Raw genomic sequence first — 17,801 nt, 5'->3', positions numbered from 1 at the left:
CATCGGGGCCGTGCACGAGCCGGTTTCCTGCCCAGTCTATGAGGGGGCTGCGGCCGGACCGTCATCGCTGCATGCCCCGCGTCACACGCGCGTCACGGCTGCGTCGTCACTGCTGCGTCGGCACTGCTGCGTGGTCCCCTGCGCTGCCCGACGGGCGTCACCGCTGCGTCGACGAGGATTCGGCGAGCGTGCACCCCTGATGGGGCGTGGTGCTCTCGATCCACAGGGCGCGTGCGAGCACCGCGTCGACGGTGAGCGCCCGCGCGCCGTCCACCCCGACGTGCAGGTCGAGCAGCGATTGCCCTCCGCGACGCCCGAGCCGGAGGTCCGCGTCGAGCGGGATCCCCTCGCTGTCCAGATACCGCAGCACCTCGGGATCGTCGTCGCTGACGCGCACGAGGCGGCCGGTGTGCCCGTCGTCCAGGCCGTCGAGGCGGTGCGCCACCGGATAGACGACGGTCCCGTCCGCGGCCGGGATGGGGTCCCCGTGCGGGTCCCGCCGGGGCCGTCCGAGCTTCGCGTCGACTCGCTCGATGAAGGCGTCCGAGACCGTGTGCTCGAGCAGCTCGGCTTCGTCGTGCACCTCGTCCCACCCGTAACCGAGCTCCGTGACGAGGAAGGTCTCGATCAGGCGGTGGCGCCGCACCATGGCGAGGGCGAGGGCCCGGCCCGACGGCGTGAGGCCCACGGGCCCGTACTTCCGGTGCTCGGCGAGACCCAGATCCACCAGTTTGGTGACCATCCCTGTGACGGAGGAGTTGGCGACGGAGAGGCGCCCGGCAAGGTGCGACGCCGTGACGTCGCCCCCCTGCCATTCGGTGGACGCGTAGATCGCCTTGACGTAGTCCTGCACGCTGGAGGACTCGATGCTGAGCACCGAACCCTTCCGGCCGGCCATCAGGCGCCGCTCGTCGCGGCGTCGTCGGCACTGCGTCGCGGGGCGACGGCCGCAGCAGCGACGGCATCCGCGGACTGCCGCCGTCCATCGACGGACGACCCCGGGCGTCGGCGACGTGCCTGCCACAGCACGCCGTCCGGTCGACCGACGAGGTAGACGACGGCGAAGACGATCGCCTGGCTCAGCACCACGGCGGCCCCCGTGGAGATGTCGAGGTAGTAGCTGGCGTAGATGCCGGTGACGGACGCGGCGACGGTGAGGACGACGGCGATCACCAGCATGCGGTCGAAGCTGCGCGAGAGCAGGAAAGCCGTGGCGCCGGGCGTGATCAGCATCGCCACGACGAGGATGATCCCGACGGCCTGCAGGCCGACGACCACCGTGAGGGCGAGGAGCCCCAGCAGGAGCGCCGAGAGGAAGCGGGTGTTGAGGCCGATCACGTGGGCGTGCGTGCGGTCGAAGGCCAGCAGGGTGAGGTCCCGGCGCTTGAACAGCAGGATCGCGAGCGTGACGGCCCCCAGGATGAGGACCTGCCAGACATCGCCCGCCGAGACGCCGAGCACGTTGCCGAAGAGGATGTGCATCAGGTCGATCTGCGACGGGGTGGCGGAGACGATCGCGAGCCCCGCCGCGAACAGCGCCGTGAACACCACACCGATCACCGTGTCGGCCTTGAGCTTCGTCGTCGACCGGACGATCCCGATGAGCGCCACCGCACCCGCGCCGAAGATGAAGGCACCGATCGAGAACGGGATGCCGATGATGTAGGCCAGCGCCACTCCGGGGAGGACCGCGTGGGACACGGCGTCGCCCATGAGCGACCAGCCCATGAGGATCAGCCAGCAGGAGAGTACCGCGGCGACGACGGCGGCGGCGACGGTCACGGCCAGTGCCCGGGTGAGGAAACCGTACTGCAGGGGTTCGACAAGGAAGGCGAGCACGTCCATGTCAGGATTCTCCGATCGGGGCGGGAAGGAGGGGCCGGGGAACGGCGTCGGACGGGGCGGCTCCGAAGGCGCGAGCCAGGTTGCCCTGTGTCAGTACCGCGGCCGGGTGCCCGTGGGCGAGGACCCGCCGGTGCAGCAGGACGGCCTCGTCGCAGAACTCCGGTACCCCCGCGAGATCGTGCGTCGAGACGAGCACCGTCCGGCCTTCCTCGCGCAGGTCCCTCAGGAGTGCGGTCATGGTGCGCTCGCTCGCCTGGTCGACCCCCGCGAAGGGCTCGTCGAGCAGCAGCAGGCGTGCGTCCTGCGCGATGCTGCGGGCGATGAACACGCGCTTGCGCTGTCCGCCGGAGAGCCGGCCGATCTGGCGCCTCGCGAGGTCGGTCAGGCCCACCCGCTCGAGCGCCTCGCCGACGGCGGCACGATCCGCCGGACGGAGCCGGCGTGCAGCTCCGAGACGCCCGTACACGCCCATCCCGACGACGTCGGACACCGACACCGGGAAGGTCCAGTCCACCTCCTCGGCCTGCGGCATGTACGCGACGAGGCCTGCCTTCCGCGCCGCCGCCGTCGTCCGGCCGAAGAGCTCCACCGTGCCCTGCTGCGGGGCCACGAGCCCCATCAGTGCCTTGAAGAGCGTCGACTTACCCGAACCGTTGACGCCGATTAGGCCGCAGATGCTGCCGGCCCGCAGCGACACCGAGACGTCGTCGAGCGCCTGCACGTCGTCGTAGGTCACACCGACCCCGCGGACATCGAGGACCGGGGCACCGTCCTCCGGGGCGTCGCCCGTCGGCACGTGGTCGGTGGGCATGCTGCTCATCGGGCGAGTCCTTCCGCGATGGTCCGCAGGTCGTAGCGGATGAGGTCGACGAACGTGGGCACCGGGCCGTCCTCGGTGGAGAGCGAATCGACGTAGAGGGTCCCGCCGAGCCGGGCGCCCGTGGTGAGAGCCACCTGTTCCTGGGCGGACGGATTGACCGTGGATTCGCAGAAGAGCGTCGGGACGTCGTTCTCCTCGACGAAATCGATGACGCCGCGGATCTGGCGTGGGGTGCCCTCCGCGTCGGCATTGACGGGCCAGAGGAAGGCTTCCTGCAGTCCCGTGTCCCGCGCCAGGTAGGAGAACGCACCTTCGCAGCTGACCAGCGCCGGCTCGTCGATCCCGGCGATGTCCGCCCTGAAGTCGGCGAGGATGTCCTCCAGTTCGGCCTTCAGCGCGCGCCCGTTCTCCTCGAAGTCGGCGGCGTGGCCGGGTTCGAGGCGCGAGAGGGCCGAGACGGTGTTGTCCACATAGGTCTGTGCGGCGACCGGCGACATCCACGCGTGCGGATTCGCCCGGCCCGTGTAGTCGCCGGACCGGATGTCGACCCGTTCAACGCCGTCGGAGAGGACCACGTGGGGAGCGTCGACCGAGTTCAGGAACCGCTCGAACCAGCGCTCCAGCCCGAGCCCGTTGTCGAGGATGAGGTCCGCCTCCTGGGCGCGGACCAGGTCCGAGGGTGTCGGTTCGTACCCGTGGATCTCCGCGCCGACCTTCGTGATCGACTCCACGCGGACGTGGCCCCCGCCCACCGTGTCGGCGAGATCCGCCAGGACGGAGAAGGTCGTGAGGACTAGCGCGCGGTCGTCCTCCCGGCCCTCGCCCGGTGCTGCCCCGGCCGACGCCGCACAACCGGCGAGCAGGAGGGAGGCGGCGAGGGCGATCGTCGCCGTCACCGGTGCGGATCGATTTTGAGGCATGCCTAAATCTAACGTCGAGGCAGGCCGAAATCTAGGGCAGGGGGAGGTCCGCGCGCCACGCATGGGTGTAGTAGGGCAGGCGGAGCACCGCTTCCGGCCGGAAGGCGAGGTAGTCCGTCAGGTACCACGAGAGGTTGGTCTCCACCCGCGAGCGCAGCGCCGGGCCCGCCCGGCGGTAGTAGCTCCGCGACCGGGCCAGGTCGACGACGTCCTCGACGGCGAGTTCCTGGGTCCAGTGCACGAGCAGCTCCTCGGACGCGCCGAAGGCCGGGCCGAAGGACGGGCGGTCCTCGGGGGAGAACACGTCTCCGGCGTGCATGATCCTCGAGAGCCGGTGGACCCAGGGGAGGGAGACATCGAGCTGGTTCCACACCACGGCGAGTCTGCCGCCGGGCCGCAGCACGCGGGCGGCCTCGTCGACGGTGGCTGCGTGGTCGCACCAGTGCCAGGTCTGCGCGAGCACCAGCAGATCGGCGGAGGACCGGGGGAGACCCGTCTGCTCGGCTGTGCCGACCACCGCGGGAACCTCGGGCAGGTGCGTGGCGAGGACGGCCAGCATGTCCTCGGAGGGATCGATCGCCGTGGCCTCGAGCCCGCGCTCCACGAGGTCGCGGGTGAACAGTCCCGTACCGGCGCCGACGTCGACCGCCTGGCGCGCGTCCGCCGGGACGACCCAGTCGGCGACGGCAGAGGGGTAGCCGGGCCGTACGCGGTCGTAGCGCCCGGCTCCCGAGAGGTAGGCGCCCGCCAGTTCGCGCCGGCGGTCGTCGTCGAGCCGGGGGCCGATGTTCATGCCGTGTGTCCAGGTGCCGGTCGGCTGCTAGAGGAGATCGTCCACATCGGGATTCAACGTGCGGAGGACCTCGCTGTGGAGCGTCCCGTTGGTGGCGAGCGCATTGCCGCCGTGGGGTCCGTCCTCGCCGTCGAGCGAGGTGAAGCGGCCACCGGCCTCGGTCACGATCGGGACCAGGGCCGCCATGTCGTACAGATTCAAGGCGGGTTCGCAGGCGATGTCGACGGCGCCCTCGGCCACCAGGCAGTAGGACCAGAAGTCGCCGTAGGCGCGCGTCCGCCACACGCGGTCCGTCAGGTTGACGAATTCGGCGAGCGCCCCGCGCTCGCGCCAGCCGGACAGGCTGGAGTAGGAGAGGGAGGCATCCTCGAGGCGGGAGACGTTGGAGACCCTGAGGCGCTGCGCCGCGGCGAGGGACTTACCGGTGTAGGCGCCGGTCCCCTCGGCGGCCCACCAGCGCTTGCCCAGGGCGGGAGCGCTGACGACACCGACGACGGGCTTGCCGTCGTCGACCAGCGAGATGAGCGTTGCCCACACGGGGACGCCGCGGACGAAGTTCTTCGTGCCGTCGATGGGGTCGATCACCCAGCGGCGTGAGCCGGAGCCGGTGCTGCCGAACTCCTCGCCGAGCACGGCGTCGCGGGGCCGTGCCCTCGAGAGCTGCCCGCGGATCGCCTCCTCGGCGCCTTTGTCGGCGTCCGTCACGGGCGTGAGGTCCGGCTTGGTCTCGATCCGGAGGTCGAGGGCCTTGAAGCGGGACATCGTCTGGTCGTCGACGGAGTCGGCCATGATGTGCGCGAGCCGGAGGTCGTCGTTGTAGCCCTGCATGAAACTCATACCGATCAACCTATCGTCCCGGCGGGCCCGCGCATGCCGGGGCGCGGCCGGGCGGGTCACTACAGCGAAAAGCCACCGCGGGCTCTCGCCGCGCGGTGGCTTTCGATCCGGCGCCGCGTCAGCGGTGCCGAGCAGGATCAGAGAACGGTGATGTTCTCGGCCTGGGGACCCTTGGGGCCCTGGGTGGTCTCGAAGTTGACCTTCTGGTTCTCCTCGAGGGAACGGTAGCCGTTCGAGTTGATCGCGGAGAAGTGGGCGAACACGTCAGCGCCGCCGTCCTCGGGAGCGATGAAGCCGAAGCCCTTTTCGGCGTTGAACCATTTCACTGTGCCAGTAGCCATGTTGTACATCCTTACCTGGGAGAGCGTCCCGACGATCGGGGCTCATCGTGGTGTTCGTTACCCGCTTTACGTCAAAAGCTGTCGAACTCCAGGTGGAGGGTCAAGGCTTGAAATTTAATGCGCAAACAACAACAGATGCCAGTCTAGCAGTTCCTCGCCTACTGCTGGCCCAGCTCCTTCGCATCATGCGCATTGCCCCGGGGATCCGCGATCCCGGCCGTCAGCAACCTGCGGAGGCTGGCGAGCCGGACCGGACCCGATTCGCCCGCGAGCCCCTCGGCGACGAAGCCGTCCAGGCCGCAGTCCACCGCGTTGTCGTCATGGCGGCAGCCGCGCTCGCAGCGCTCGGTCCCGGGCTCGAGGTCGGGGAATGCCTGGAGGATGCGGTCCGCATCCACGTGCGCCAGCCCGAAGGAGCGGATGCCGGGGGTGTCGATGATCCACGTACCCGGCGACGCGTCCGCGGCCTTCAGGGCGAGGGCGGACGACGACGTGTGGCGCCCGCGCCCGGTGACGGCGTTGACTCCGCCCGTCGCGCGGGTGGACCCGGTGAGGGCATTCACCATGGTGGACTTGCCCACCCCCGAGTGTCCCAGCAGCACGCTGACCTGTCCGTCGAGCTCGTCCCGCAGGGCGTCCACGGCTCCGTGCGAGAGCCGCGCGGACTCGCCGTCGTCGGAGGTGGCCTCGATGCCCACGCCCTCGTCCGTCCGGCTGATGATGACGCGCAGGTCGAGGTGCTCGTAGTTGGCGAGCAGGTCCGCGGGATCGCGGAGGTCAGCCTTGGTGATGCACAGCAGCGGCTCGATCCCGGCGTCGTAGGCGGCCACGAGCGCGCGGTCGATGAAGCCGGTCCTCGGCTCGGGATTGGCCGCCGCGACGACGATGACCAGCTGGTCGGCATTGGCGACGACGACGCGCTCCACCGGGTCGGTGTCGTCGGCGCTGCGCCGCAGCACGGTGCGCCGCTCCTCGATGCGCACGAGCCGCGCGAGGGAGTCCGGCCCGCCGGACAGGTCCCCGACCAGGGCCACGAGGTCACCGGCGACGACGGCGTTGCGCCGCAGCTCCCGGGCCCGGGCGGCCACGACGATCCGCTCGCCCGGCGTGTCCTCCTCGACCACCGCGGTATAGCGGCCGCGGTCCACGGTCACCACGCGACCGATCACCGCGTCGTCGTAGGCGGGACGTGTCTTGGTCCGCGGGCGCGTGCCCTTCTTGTTGGGGCGGATCCGGACGTCCGACTCGTCCCAGGCGCGCGAACCCCTGCGGTTGCCGGCCTCGCTCATGCCCGTGCACCCGACTCGATCGTGGTGGACGGCGTGGCGGGGGACACGACGGCCGCCCAGAGCTCGGGGAACTCCGGCATGGTCTTCGCCGTCGTCCCGATGTTCTCGACCTGCACGCCGTCGACGGCGAGGCCGAGGATCGCCCCGGCGGTCGCCATGCGGTGGTCCTCGTAGGTGTGGAAGACGCCGCCGTGCAGCGGGGCGGGCTCGATCACGAGGCCGTCGGCCGTCTCCTCGACCCTCCCGCCGAGTCCGGTGATCTCTGCGGCGAGGGCCGCCAGCCGATCGGTCTCGTGGCCGCGGAGGTGCGCGATCCCGGTGAGGGTCGACGGCGTCGTCGCCAGGGCACACAGCGCTGCCACGGTCGGGGCCAGCTCGGAGGTGTCCGCGAAGACGCCGCCGGTGATCGACGGCCCGCCGGTCACGGTGAGGGTGCCGTCGTCGAGCGTCGCCGTCGCACCCATCAAAGGCAGGATGCGGCGCCACGCGTCGCCGACCTGCGTGGTGCCGGACGGCCAGTTGCGGATGCGGACGGTGCCGCCCGTGACGACGGCCGCCGCCAGGAACGGCCCCGCGTTGGAGAGGTCCGGCTCGATCGCGACGTCGAACGCGGGGATGGGGCCGGGGGGCACGTGCCAGTGGTCCGGGACGGAGTCGTCCACCGCGACGCCGAGGGAGCGCAGGGTCTCGACGGTCATGCGGACGTGGTCGAGGCTCGGCACGGGCTTGCCGACGTGTTCGAGGTGCAGTCCCTCGTCGAATCGCGCGCCGACGAGCAGCAGGGCGGACACGAACTGCGAGGAGGCGGACGCGTCGATGACGAGTCGGCCGCCCCGCACCCCGCCCCGGCCCTCGATGGTGAAGGGCAACGAACCCGCACCGCCGTCGTCGATGCTGATGCCGAGGCCGCGCAGCGCATCGATGATCGCTCCCATCGGCCGGCGGCGCGCGTGGGGATCGCCGTCGAAGGCCGTGGTCCCGGTGACCAGGCCCGCCAGTGCCGGGACGAAGCGCATGACCGTCCCCGCGAGGCCGCAGTCGACGGTCCGTGCGGACGGCTCGTGCGCACCCGTGGGAAGGGGGGTGACACGCAGGTCGGGCCCGAAGCCGCCGTCGCCCGGTATGTCGTCGATCACGGCACCGAGCGAGCGCAGCGCGGTGATCATCAGGGCGGAGTCACGGGAGTGCAGGGGGCGGCGGAGGACGCACGGACCGTCGGCCAGGGCCGCGAGCACCAGGTAGCGATTGGTGAGGGACTTGGAGCCCGGAACCGAGATGGCTGCGTCCACGGCATGCGTCAGGCGGGGCGCCCGCCACATGGTCTGGCCGGGCACCCCGCCTGGGGAGGTCGTCACGGAGTCTAGGAACCGACGACGTCTGCGGCGGTCTTGCGCACGGCCTTGTCGGCCTTCTTCAGCTGCTTGCGCGCGTCCTTGCCGAGGCCGGTCGCGTTCTTCTTCGCGTCCATGGCGAGGTGCTCGGCCCGCCAGGCGAGGCCCGGGCGACCGTTGGTGTCCACGGCGGCGAGCAGGACGGCGCCGATCAGGGAGAGGTTCTTCAGCAGCTGGGTGCGGCGGGCCTTCTTGCCCTCCTTCGTGGCTGAATCGGCGGAGCGGTAGTCGACGAGGGCGTTGACCGTCGCAGTGACCGTGAGCAGCAGTGCCGCGACACGGGAGAACCGGCCGATGCCCAGCAGCAGTGCGGCACCGACCTGCGTCGCGCCGAGCACCTGGCCCACGAGCTTCTCGTTCCCCGTGATGGCGGCGGCCGAGGGGACCACCTTCGTGACTCCTGCGAGGACGGGCTTCAGCTGCGGTGCGGTGGCTCCGGCGGTGCGGAGCCGGTCGACGCCGGAGAACACGAAGCTGCTGGCGATCATGGGACGGGCGATAACGCGGACAAGGGTCACAACTGCCTCCTGGTGGCCCGGCGGCTGCTGCCGGGCATTGCTTGGACGGATACGAAGCACGCTGAGTCTAGTTTTACATGCCGCGCCGGGCCGTGCGATCAGTGACCGCGACGGGTGCCGGGGTTGCCCGCAGCCCGTCAACCGACCGGCTGCGGGCGGATGTACAGGAATAGAAGGTCCCGGCCCGGGGTTGGAGGAGGTGTACAGGAACCCGAACGGAAGGGGATGCACCGATGACGGTTCTCCAGACGGCGACGATCGGCAGGCCGGATTTCCAGCTGTCGACAACGGTGCGGCGTGCCGGTGCCCCGGCGTCGCGAGGGGGCGGACGCGTAGACTTCGACTCGATGAATACAACAGCCCCCGCAGGCAGTAACCAGGCCGAAGACGCACAGCTGGACGTCTCGACGGAGTCGGAGGCTGATCGCAAGGCGCGCTTCGAGCGTGACGCGATGCAGTACGTCGACCAGCTGTACTCGGCCGCCATGCGCATGGCCCGCAACCCCAGTGATGCAGAGGACCTGGTGCAGGAGGCGTACACCAAGGCGTTCTCGGCCTTCCACCAGTACAAGCCGGGGACCAACCTCAAGGCGTGGCTGTACCGCATCCTCACGAACACCTACATCAACCTGTACCGCAAGAGGCAGCGCGAGCCCCTGCAGTCGCACTCGGACACGATCGAGGACTGGCAGCTCGCGAAGGCCGCCGAACACACCTCGATGGGGCTGCGGTCCGCCGAGGCCGAGGCGCTCGACCACCTGCCCGACTCCGACGTCAAGAGCGCCCTGCAGGCCATTCCCGAGGAGTTCAGGCTTGCCGTCTACTTCTCGGACGTCGAGGGCTTCGCGTACAAGGAGATCTCGGAAATCATGAATACGCCCATCGGGACGGTCATGTCCCGGCTGCACCGCGGCCGCAAGCTGCTGCGCGAGCTTCTCGCGGAATACGCCTACGAGCGGGGCCTCGGGGACGGCACAGGCGCCAGGGTCCGGGTAACGACCGGCGGCGCGAAGGCAGCGGGCACAGAACAGGAGATGGAGAAATGAGCGATTGCGGGAGCATGGGCGACTGCGCCGACTCGAGGATCGAACGGCTGTACGAGTACCTGGACGGTGCGCTGTCGCACCAGGACCTGGTGGACATCAAGGACCACCTGGACGGGTGCCCGCAGTGCGCGGAGGAGCACGATCTCGAGTGCGTGATCCGCTCCGTGGTGAAGCGGTCCTGCACCGAGGTGGCGCCGTCCACGCTGAAGGCCAGCATCCTCGATCGCATCAGCCACCTGAAGACGGTGGACCACTGACCCTGCCGACGGCGTACGTCAGCCGGCCGTAGAACGACAGAACCTCCGGACCCTTCGGGGCCGGAGGTTCTGTCGTCGTGCTTCTCACGCCTGGACTCAGGTGTTGGGGCGCTTACCGTGGTTCGCGCCTCCGCGCTTGCGGTCGCGACGCTTGCGTGCTCGCTTGCTCATGGGCTGCCTCCTTCTTCTTCAGGCACTGTAGTCGTGCAGAACTGCACCCCAGTCTCCCATACGGCGACGGGCGTCACCTAAACAGCGGCGCACCGTCCCCTGCCCGCCGGGGAGGCACCCCTAGGATGGACGGACCAGCCATGAGCGAAGGAGCGTGTGCATGCGTGCTGCCTATGTAGCCACCCAGTCGGCGGGCGATCCCCTCGCCGGCCTGACCGTCGGGGAGCTCGAGCTTCCCGAGCCGCCCTCCGGCTTCCGCCGTGTCAGGGTCGTCGCCTCGAGCCTCAACCACCATGACCTCTGGTCCCTGCGGGGTGTGGGCCTGCCCGGGGAGCGGCTCCCGATGGTGCTCGGCTGCGACGCGGCCGGGGTCGACGACGACGGCAACGAGGTCATCGTGCACGGCGTCGTGTCCTCCGCGGGCTGGCGGGGCGACGAGACGCTGGACCCGAAGCGGTCGCTGCTGTCGGAGCAGCACCCCGGCACCATGGCCGACGAGGTCTGGGTGCCCGAGCGCAACCTCGTGCCCAAGCCTCCCGAGCTCACCTTCGAGGAGGCGGCCTGCCTGCCGACGGCCTGGCTCACCGCCTACCGGATGCTGTTCACCGTGTCACCGGCCGCTCCGGGGTCCACGGTCCTGGTGCAGGGCGCGGGTGGCGGGGTCGCGTCCGCGGTCATCGCGCTGGCCGCTGCCGCCGGGTTCCGCGTCTGGGCCACCAGCCGGAGCGAGGAGAAACGCCGGCGTGCCCTCGACCTGGGCGCGGATCGCGTGTTCGACGACGGCGCGCGCCTTCCCGAGCGCGTCGACGTGGTCTTCGACTCGGTGGGGGAGGCGACCTGGGGCCACTCCCTGAAGTCCCTCGTGCCGGGTGGGACGATCGTGACCTGCGGTGCGACCAGCGGTCCTGCACCGTCGGCAGACCTCAACCGGGTGTTCTTCCTCCAGCTGCGGGTGCTCGGTTCCACCATGGGCACGCGGGAGGAGCTGATCCGGCTGACGCGTTTCCTCGTGACGACCGGGGTCAGGCCCGTGATCGACAGCGTGCTGCCGCTCGAGGATGCCGTCCAGGGCTTCCGGCGCATGCTGGACGGCGAGGTGTTCGGGAAGATCGTCTTCCGCCACTAGCCGCTCCCGCTCTGTCCGGAAGGACCTGCAGGAACACGAAAGGGACCCTCCAGCATGGCGGGTCCCTTGCGCGTCCTGCGTCAGCCCTGGTCGGTGGCTCCGGCGGCGAGGATGGCGGTGCGCTGCTCCCGCCGCAGGGCCTGCACCGCCGGGTCCGGGACCGGAGCGGCGGCGAGGAGCCGCCGGGTATAGGCGTCGCGGGGGTACTTCAGCACCTGCTCCGTGCTGCCCTGCTCCACGAGGTTGCCCTTGTTCAGTACCGCGATGTGGCTGGCCAGGAGCTCGACGACGGCGAGGTCGTGGCTGACGAACAGGCAGGCGAAGCCCCGCTCCCGCTGCAGCTCCTGCAGGAGCTCGAGGACCTTCGCCTGCACGGACACATCGAGGGCCGAGGTGGGTTCGTCGGCCACCAGGAGGTCCGGCTGCAGCGACAGGGCCCGGGCGATCCCGACGCGCTGGCGCTGGCCACCGGAGAGCTCGTGCGGGTACCTGTTGCGGAAGGCCACGGGCAGCTGCACGTCCTCCAGCAGGGAGGCGACGCGCTTGTCCAGCTCGCCGCGGCCCAGCTTCTCGTGGAGGAGCAGCGGCTCGCCGATGCTGTCACCGATCGACAGCCTCGGATTCAGTGACGCCGCCGGATCCTGGAACACGATCGCGAACTTCTTGCGCAGCGGCAGGAGCTGCCGTGCCGTCAGCTCCGTGATGTCGGTGCCGCCGATCCTCACCCTGCCGCCGGAGGTCTTGATGAGGCCCGTGACCGCGCGCGCGATCGTCGACTTGCCGGAGCCCGACTCGCCCACCAGACCCATGACCTCACCGGGATTGATGGTCAGGGAGACGCCGCTGACCGCCTTGAAGGGCGGCTGACGGAAGCGCCCCGGGTACTCGATGTCCACATCGGTGAGTTCGAGGGCTGGGACGACTCCCGAGGCGGTCCGCGTCTCCCGGGCCCGGAGGGCAGCCTCGGCGTACTCCTCGTGGATGCTGAGTTGCCCGTCCACCACCTCGACGTCGGCGAGCACCCCGCCGACCTTCGAGCCCAGGTGGGGGACCGCCCCGAGGAGCTGCTGGGTGTACGCCTCCGTCGGGGCGGCGAACAGCCGGGCCGTGGGGGCGGCCTCGACGATCCTGCCCTTCTCCATGACCACGACGTGGTCCGCGAGATCGGCGACCACGCCCATGTCATGGGTGATGAGCAGGACGGCGCTGTTGAGCCGCTTGTTCAGCTTGCGCAGCAGGTCCAGCACCTCGGCCTGCACCGTGACGTCGAGCGCCGTCGTCGGTTCGTCCGCGATCAGGAGCATCGGGTCGTTGGCGAGGGCGATGGCGATCATGGCCCGCTGGCGCTGGCCGCCGGAGAACTGGTGCGGGAAGGAGTCGTAGCGGCGTTCGGCTTCGGGGATCTCCACCATGCGCAGCAGCTCGATGGCGCGCTTCTTCGCCTGGGCGGGGGAGAGCTCGGTGTGCTGCTCGACGGCTTCGCGGATCTGCTCACCGACGGTGAGGACCGGGTTGAGCGCCGTCATGGGCTCCTGGAAGATCATCGCGATCTCGTTGCCCCGTACGCGGCGCAGCGTCCCCTGCGGGGCGCCGATGAGCTCCTTGCCGAGCATCCTCGCACTGCCGTGCGAGCGCCCGTTGCGGGGCAGGAGCCCGAGGAGTGCCATGGAGGACATGCTCTTGCCCGAGCCGGACTCGCCGACGATCGCGAGGATCTCACCGGGGTGGATCTCGTAGGAGACGTCCTCGGCGGCCATGACCCACTCGTTGTCCACGTTGAAGTCGACGCCGAGTCCCTTCACGGCGAGGATGGGGCCGTCCCCGAGGGGGACCTGCTCGTCGGAGATGACGACGGAACTGTGTGCTGCCATTACTGCTTCACCCTTGTCTGCTTGGGGTCGAACGCGTCGCGCAGGCCGTCGCCGATGAAGTTGACGGCGAGGGCGATGCCGATGATGAAGGCGCCCGGCCAGAGGAACAGCCACGGCCGGACCGTCAGCGCGGAGCGGTTGTCGTTGATGGCCTTGCCGAGCGAGGTGTCCGGCGCGACGACGCCGAGGCCGAGGTAGCTCAGCGCGGTCTCGAGGAGGATGGCTCCGGAGATGGCGAGCGTCGTCGAGACGATGATCACCCCGACCGTGTTCGGCAGGATGTGGCGGAAGATGATGCGGAACGAACTGGCGCCCACGGATTTCGCCGATTCGACGAACTCCTTCTCCCGCAACGACAGGAACTCGCCGCGCACGAGCCGCGCGAGGCCCGTCCAGGTGACGACACCGAGGAACACGGCGAAGGGGATGATGCCGGCCTTCGCGACGATCCCCGCCACTGCGGCGGCGATCACGACGGTGGGGATGGTGATGACCACGTCGGTGATCCGCATGAGGAACGCTTCGGTCCAGCCGCGGAAGTATCCGGCCAGCGCGCCGACCGTGGTGCCGATCACCATGGCGACGAGCCCGACGATGAAGGCGATGATCAGCGAGGTCTGGGTGCCGCGCATCGTGAGCGCGAAATAGTCGCGTCCGAGGACGTCCTGCCCGAACGGATGTTCCCCGAGGCTGAAGGGCCACAGCGTGAGCGTGGGCCGGCCTTCGTTGAACCGGGGAGCGAGGACGTCGTATTCCTTGTTCCACCAGCCCGGCAGGCCGGCGAAACCGATGGAGCTGAAGGCGAGGATGAAGATGAGGACCAGCAGGGCTATCCCGGCGAGGGCGCCCTTGTGCCGGAAGAACCGCTCGCGGATCAGCTTGCCCTGGCTCTTGGCCTCCGTGGTGCGGATGCGATCCGTCTGCTCCCTGGTGGGCCGGGCCGTCGAGATGTCCGTGTCCTGGCTCTGCAGGGTCAGCTCGGACAGCTCGACGGATGCGCGGGAGTCGTCCCGGTTCTTGTCGTGTGGAGTCATGGTGGGTCCTAGCTCAGGGTGATGCGCGGGTCGAGGAACGCGTAGGCGATGTCGGCGAGCATGTTGAACAGCACGGCGGCTGTCCCGACGACGAGGAAGAAGGCCATGACCGGCCCCGGATCCACGTTCGCGATGCCGTCGACGAACATCTTGCCCATGCCGTTCCAGCCGAAGACCTGCTCGGTGATGACGGCGCCGCCGAGGACGCCGGCGAAGTCGAACGCCATCAGCGTGGTGATGGGGATCATCGCGTTGCGGAATGCGTGCTTCACCAGGACGGTCCGTTCGCTGAGGCCCTTGGCCCGAGCGGTGCGGATGTAGTCCTGGTTCATCACGTCGAGCTGGCTCGCACGGGTGTAGCGGGTGTAGGTGGCGAAGGAGATCAGCGTGAGGGCGATCGTGGGCAGGATGAGGTGCAGCGCGTAGTCGAGGTTGATCTCCCAGAACGTGCCCTCGAGGTTGGCGGACTGCGAGCCGGTGGTGGGGATCGGGCGTCCGCCCGCCTTGGCGGACAGGGTGGGGTAGGCCTGCAGGAGGCGGTCGAGCACGATCAGCAGGCTCACCGAGACGGCGATCACCGCGCCGATCTTCGCTGCCTGGGCACGGAACGGACCGCCGACCACTCCTGCGACGACGTAGGACACGACCGCGAGGGCCACGACGAGCGCGACCACGAGGAACCAGCTGGGATCCGTCAGGAGCGGGATCGACACGAGGTAGCCGATGTAGCTCACGCCCGCAGCGGCGAGGGCGGCGTTCAGGACGCGACGACGGCGGAATCCGGCGAGCAGGGCGGTCCACAGGACGGCGATGCCCGCCGCCGAGATGAGCATACCGACGACGCCGAAGCCCGGAGCGACGAACCAGCCGGTGACGAGGAGCAGATAGAGCGCCAGTGCGGTGGCGACGGCGGCGATGCCGAACACCATGAGGCGACGCCGTCGGTCACCGCCGACGACGATCGCCCAGACCACGCCGGCGACCACCCCTATCAGGGCGATCGTGAGATAGGAGAACTGCGGATTCGCCAGCCAGGTGTTCAGGTCGATCGCCAGGTACTGCTTCAGCAGGGTGGAGAGCCAGAACAGGGGCAGGGAGAACAGCAGGAAGGAGATGAAGGTGACCGAGTAGTCGAAGGTGCTGTACTGGCGGATCGCCGTGACGATCCCGACGACGACGCCGAGGATCAGCGCCAGCACGGTGGCGACGACGACGAGTCGTAGCGTCGAACCGATGGCGTTCTCGAGCTGCGGGAGGACCGCCGCTCCGGTGCGGTCCTGGCCGAGCGTGCAGCTGATGCCGCCCGGGACGAGGCAGTGGCCGACGTCCTGGAGCCAGAGGAAGTAGCGGGGGATGGGCGGGACGTCCAGGTTCATGGCTGCAGTCCGTGCCGCGATCGTCGCGGCCTTCTCGGGGCCGCTCGTCTCACCCAGGTCCTCGAACGGATCGCCCGACGAGATGGTGAGGAAGTACATCAGCGTGGTCGCTGCGAGCATGATGAAGAACGAGATGATCGTCCGCTTGGCGATGAAGTAGAACACGTGGGGGCTCCTAGGGAACGGTGCAGGCTGGCGCGGCGGCCGGGCACAGGGACGGGCAGGCCCGTGGGAGCCTGCCCGTCCTCATGCGTCAGCCGGAATGAGCGATCAGTTCTGCTTCGTCCAGCTGTAGGCATTCCAGGTGATGCCGGTCTGCGTCGGGTTCAGTTCCACGCCCTGGAGCTTGGAGGAGTACCCGATGATGTCTGCGTTCGCGTAGAGCACCACGTTGTACTGGGTCTCCGCGAGGCGCTGTTCCATCTCGGTCTTGAGCGGGACGACCTGCTCCTCGTCGGTGTTGGTGACGATCTCGCTCCACAGGCGGTCGACCTCTTCGTCGGCGTAGCCGCCGAAGTTCTGCTCGCCCTCGGAGATGTAGATGGACTCACCCGAGGCCACGAGACCCGAACCGGACCAGCCGAAGATGACGGCGTCCCAGGACCCGGGCTGCGAGAGCTTCGCGCTCCACTCGGCCTCGGGCTGCGGGATGATCTCGAAGCCGGCCTTGTCGCAGGAGTCCTTGACGAGGGCGACCATGTCGGCGCGGAGCTGGCTGGTCGAGGCGAACATGAGGGACACCTTGACGGGCTCGGTCTTGCCTGCTTCGGCAAGGAGGGCCTTGGCGCCTTCGATGTCGGCGGTCCCGTCGCTCTGGGCGGCAGGGGCACCATCGAGGACCGTGTCGTAGTCGGGCTGTCCCGGCTGGTACTCGCGGAGGTTCATGACCGTACCCTCGGGGTCGATCGGGGTGACGAACTTGTCGACCATGTCCGCGCGGGGCACGCAGGCCTGGAAGGCCTGGCGCACCTTGACGTCCTCGAAGACCGCTCCGGGACGCTGGTCCAGGTCGATGTGCGAGAAGGTGAGCGATGTCCCGGTGTCGACCGTGACGTTCTCGCCGATCTGCTCGAGCGCAGCCTTGGTGTCGACCGTGGGGCTCGAGGGATCGATGACGTCGACGTCACCGTTCTGCAGTGCCTGCACCGCTTCCTCGTCGACGATGGTCTTGAAGACCATGGTGTCGGTCTTGCCTGCGCGCTCCTCGCCCCAGTACTGGTCGTTCTTGACCAGGGTCAGGGTGCCGTTGACCGCGTTGTCCAGCTTGTAGGGGCCGGACGAGGGCAGCAGCGCGGTGTCGGGCAGGGTCGGGAGGTCCACCTCGTAGTTCCAGCCCGCGTTCCAGAACTCGGCGACCGGCTTGAGGGCCTCGATGTCGTCCGCCTGGATGGCTTCGACCAGTTCGGCGCCGTCGCCCTCTGGGGACATGCCGCCCTGTTCAGCGGCGACGTGCGCGGGCATCAGTGTGCCCGGGGTGAGCAGCGCTTCCCAGTCCGCGTAGGGCTCGGAGAAGACGGTCTCGAACTCCTTCGCGCCGGGCTCGCCCTCGATCTTCTCCATGAGCGCGAAGCCGTTGGTCGACGCAGCCTGGAAGATGTCGGCTTCCTCGCCCGTCTCGGGGTCGGTCTCGCCGCTCGGGTGGGTGCCGGACAGGGCCGCCCAGGTCAGCAGCACGTCGTCGAAGTCGATCGGCGTGCCGTCGGACCACACAGCATCTTCGTTGATGGTGTATTTGACGGTCAGCGGATCGTCGCTGGTCTTCTCGTACGTGCCGAACTCGGTGTTCGGTTCCAGCTCGCCCGCTGCAGTGAAGGCTGCGAAGCCTGCCGACGTCAGGTTGTCCACGTAGGTGTTGTAGACCGAGTTGGTGCTGGCGGTGTTGCCGTTGTAGCCCGTGGGGGCCTGGCTGATCGCGATGTTGATGGTGGTCGCCAGGTCTTCCGAGGCGCCTTCCGATGCCGGGGTCTCAGCGGTTCCGCCCGCCGATCCACAGGCACTCAGCATGAGCGCTCCGATGGACAGTGCGGCGAGCGTCAAGGTGCGCTTATTACGCATTCGATAGTCCTTACTGTGCTAGGCGCGAGGGACGCAGTCATGTCCCCCGAGGCGGATTGCGGCAGTGACGGCAATCACACTGGGCCAGCATAGCGAACGATCGTTGCCTCT

Annotated in this window: 18 protein-coding genes; 3 read left to right on the top strand and 15 right to left on the bottom strand. The window is 69.2% G+C overall.

What is annotated here, in order from left to right:
• Positions 1-157: 157 nt before the first annotated feature.
• From NVV32_RS10575 to NVV32_RS10530, 10 genes are all read right to left on the bottom strand, one after another.
• A complete protein-coding gene (locus tag NVV32_RS10575; protein ID WP_422390112.1) occupies positions 158-898 on the bottom strand; it encodes a metal-dependent transcriptional regulator in 741 nt (246 codons plus the stop codon).
• Positions 898-1,845, bottom strand: coding sequence for a metal ABC transporter permease (locus tag NVV32_RS10570; RefSeq protein WP_422390111.1), 948 nt, complete (start codon positions 1,843-1,845; stop codon positions 898-900). The genes NVV32_RS10575 and NVV32_RS10570 overlap by 1 nt, the downstream gene beginning before the upstream one ends.
• Before the next feature lies 1 nt (position 1,846).
• A complete protein-coding gene (locus NVV32_RS10565) occupies positions 1,847-2,665 on the bottom strand; it encodes a metal ABC transporter ATP-binding protein (protein WP_422390110.1) in 819 nt (272 codons plus the stop codon).
• Positions 2,662-3,585, bottom strand: coding sequence for a metal ABC transporter substrate-binding protein (locus NVV32_RS10560; RefSeq protein ID WP_422390109.1), 924 nt, complete (start codon positions 3,583-3,585; stop codon positions 2,662-2,664). Before NVV32_RS10560 ends, NVV32_RS10565 begins: the two co-directional genes overlap by 4 nt.
• Before the next feature lie 31 nt (positions 3,586-3,616).
• Positions 3,617-4,378: a class I SAM-dependent methyltransferase gene (locus tag NVV32_RS10555; RefSeq protein WP_055773120.1), complete on the bottom strand. Its 762-nt coding sequence runs from the start codon at positions 4,376-4,378 to the stop codon at positions 3,617-3,619.
• 27 nt (positions 4,379-4,405) lie between these two features.
• On the bottom strand, positions 4,406-5,215 hold the full coding sequence (gene hisN / locus NVV32_RS10550; RefSeq protein WP_055773117.1) for a histidinol-phosphatase: 810 nt from the start codon (positions 5,213-5,215) through the stop codon (positions 4,406-4,408).
• A gap of 137 nt (positions 5,216-5,352) precedes the next feature.
• Entirely contained in the window at positions 5,353-5,556 is a 204-nt protein-coding gene (locus NVV32_RS10545) for a cold-shock protein (RefSeq protein WP_043446208.1), read from the bottom strand.
• 158 nt (positions 5,557-5,714) lie between these two features.
• Positions 5,715-6,845 (bottom strand): ribosome small subunit-dependent GTPase A, encoded by a 1,131-nt coding sequence (gene rsgA, locus NVV32_RS10540; protein ID WP_055773112.1) that lies wholly within the window; start codon positions 6,843-6,845, stop codon positions 5,715-5,717.
• On the bottom strand, positions 6,842-8,164 hold the full coding sequence (gene aroA, locus NVV32_RS10535) for a 3-phosphoshikimate 1-carboxyvinyltransferase (protein ID WP_422392033.1): 1,323 nt from the start codon (positions 8,162-8,164) through the stop codon (positions 6,842-6,844). Before aroA ends, rsgA begins: the two co-directional genes overlap by 4 nt.
• 41 nt (positions 8,165-8,205) lie before the next feature.
• Complete coding sequence (locus tag NVV32_RS10530) at positions 8,206-8,754, bottom strand: DoxX family protein (protein ID WP_422390108.1); 549 nt, start codon at positions 8,752-8,754, stop codon at positions 8,206-8,208.
• Positions 8,755-9,101: 347 nt separating this feature from the next.
• On the opposite strand from NVV32_RS10530, the gene NVV32_RS10525 reads away from it, so the two are divergent.
• Together NVV32_RS10525 and rsrA are read left to right on the top strand one after the other, a co-directional pair.
• Complete coding sequence (locus NVV32_RS10525; RefSeq protein WP_422390107.1) at positions 9,102-9,800, top strand: sigma-70 family RNA polymerase sigma factor; 699 nt, start codon at positions 9,102-9,104, stop codon at positions 9,798-9,800.
• A complete protein-coding gene (gene rsrA, locus NVV32_RS10520) occupies positions 9,797-10,057 on the top strand; it encodes a mycothiol system anti-sigma-R factor (RefSeq protein ID WP_055773106.1) in 261 nt (86 codons plus the stop codon). The genes NVV32_RS10525 and rsrA overlap by 4 nt, the downstream gene beginning before the upstream one ends.
• A gap of 96 nt (positions 10,058-10,153) precedes the next feature.
• On the opposite strand, the gene NVV32_RS10515 is transcribed toward rsrA, so the two are convergent.
• Entirely contained in the window at positions 10,154-10,228 is a 75-nt protein-coding gene (locus NVV32_RS10515; RefSeq protein WP_369299106.1) for a 50S ribosomal protein bL37, read from the bottom strand.
• A gap of 160 nt (positions 10,229-10,388) precedes the next feature.
• Between NVV32_RS10515 and NVV32_RS10510 the strand changes: the two genes are divergently transcribed.
• On the top strand, positions 10,389-11,354 hold the full coding sequence (locus NVV32_RS10510) for a zinc-binding dehydrogenase (RefSeq protein WP_422390106.1): 966 nt from the start codon (positions 10,389-10,391) through the stop codon (positions 11,352-11,354).
• A gap of 80 nt (positions 11,355-11,434) precedes the next feature.
• On the opposite strand, the gene NVV32_RS10505 is transcribed toward NVV32_RS10510, so the two are convergent.
• The 4 genes from NVV32_RS10505 to NVV32_RS10490 form a co-directional block, all read right to left on the bottom strand.
• Positions 11,435-13,225 carry an ABC transporter ATP-binding protein gene (locus NVV32_RS10505; RefSeq protein ID WP_422390105.1) on the bottom strand — a complete coding sequence of 597 codons (1,791 nt, stop codon included), beginning with the start codon at positions 13,223-13,225 and terminating at the stop codon, positions 11,435-11,437.
• On the bottom strand, positions 13,225-14,259 hold the full coding sequence (locus tag NVV32_RS10500) for an ABC transporter permease (RefSeq protein WP_422390104.1): 1,035 nt from the start codon (positions 14,257-14,259) through the stop codon (positions 13,225-13,227). The genes NVV32_RS10505 and NVV32_RS10500 overlap by 1 nt, the downstream gene beginning before the upstream one ends.
• 8 nt (positions 14,260-14,267) lie before the next feature.
• Entirely contained in the window at positions 14,268-15,800 is a 1,533-nt protein-coding gene (locus tag NVV32_RS10495; RefSeq protein ID WP_157365938.1) for an ABC transporter permease, read from the bottom strand.
• A 105-nt stretch (positions 15,801-15,905) separates the two neighbouring features.
• Positions 15,906-17,690 carry an ABC transporter family substrate-binding protein gene (locus NVV32_RS10490; protein WP_055773096.1) on the bottom strand — a complete coding sequence of 595 codons (1,785 nt, stop codon included), beginning with the start codon at positions 17,688-17,690 and terminating at the stop codon, positions 15,906-15,908.
• Positions 17,691-17,801: the final 111 nt, after the last annotated feature.

Source organism: Arthrobacter sp. N1, from assembly GCF_048288285.1.
In the GTDB taxonomy this organism is placed as follows: domain Bacteria; phylum Actinomycetota; class Actinomycetes; order Actinomycetales; family Micrococcaceae; genus Arthrobacter_D.
The sequence above is the reverse complement of the archived record's forward strand: the minus strand, read 5'-3'. Positions and strand labels throughout refer to the sequence as shown.